We start from the raw sequence: 554 nt of genomic DNA on the forward strand, positions 1-554 counted from the left end.
CTCCAACACGGCGCCGATCGCGGTGGTGAACTCGCGCCACACCGACCGCTCGGTCGCCAGGCTGCGCCGGCCGGCGTCGGTGAGTTCGTAACACCGCCGTCGCCGCTCGCCCTCGGACTCCCAGACGCTGCGCAGCAGCCCGAGCCGCTCCAGCTTGTTCAACGCCGGGTAGATCGTGCCCTTGCGCAGCTCCAGGACCCCGTTGCTGCGTTCCTGTACCGCGGTGATGACCGCGTATCCGTGCAGCGGGCCGGATTCCAGTACGGACAGCAAGAGCCCGTCCAGATGCCCGCGTACCGCGCTCGCCTTCATGGTTAGGCAGCCTACCCAAAGGGCGTGCGAACGTGCTACCTATAGTCCGACAGCCAACCTATTGGCAGCCAACCCAGAAGGGCTCCGCGGTGACGAAATTCCTGCTGTCCGTGCACGTCTTGGCAGCGATCCTGGCGATCGGGCCGATCACGGTCGCGGCCTCGATGTTCCCCCGCTACGTCCGCTCCCCGGCGGTCGGCGGCGACGGCTCGGACCAAGCCCGCACGGCGGCGCTCCTGCAC

At 68.4% G+C, this 554-nt stretch carries 1 protein-coding gene; it reads right to left on the reverse strand.

Annotated elements, in window-relative coordinates; genetic code table 11:
- On the reverse strand, window positions 1-312 hold a 312-nt coding region (locus KUM32_RS36960; RefSeq protein WP_217146248.1), incomplete at its 3' end, for a helix-turn-helix transcriptional regulator.
- Between the last annotated feature and the right edge of the window lie 242 nt (window positions 313-554).

Source organism: Streptomyces sp. AC627_RSS907 (assembly GCF_019049165.1).